A 584-nucleotide genomic window follows, 5' to 3' on the forward strand; every position below is an offset into this window, starting at 1 on the left:
ATATTGGTGGCCATTATGCCAAACGAGCAGACGGACCTATTGAATATAGTGATTACGAAAAATTCGCCATCACTTTTAAGACTGTATATGACATCGCTCCAACAACCAAATGGACAACCGTTGTTGATTTAGTCGATTATCGCTCGGACATGACAGGTTCCTTGAGTGAAGATGATTATACTGGTGGTAATTTTGAAAGTGATCAAACCTTTACAGAACGAGAAGCAGTAGCCTTTCGATTGAGAAATACGGTAGATCAACGTTGGAATATCTATAACAAAACTTCTTTTAATTTGATCCTAAGAGACAATCGTATGGATCAGAATCCCTCCTACCGCGTTCGCCAATTTAGAGATGAAAACACTCGACAATTGACTGGCTTTGGATCTGGAGAACTCAACTCTAATCAGTACAGTAGTTATGTTGGCTTGGTACAACACAAAGTCAATTTTGATGATGCAAACTCTTTGATTATTGGAGGTACTTTGGATTATTCTCCCCAAAAATATGTAGCAGAAACTTTGGATGTATTCGTGGATACCGAAACAGGAAGAAATACGGACTTTATCCTCAACGAAGGGGAT

The 584-nt window shown here is 38.9% G+C and carries 1 protein-coding gene; it reads left to right on the forward strand.

Annotated features, from left to right (window positions below):
- Nucleotides 1-584: hypothetical protein (locus tag SM447_RS29585; RefSeq protein ID WP_474576152.1), on the forward strand; the 584-nt coding region annotated here is incomplete at both ends.

The organism is Micromonospora aridisoli (assembly GCF_056150025.1).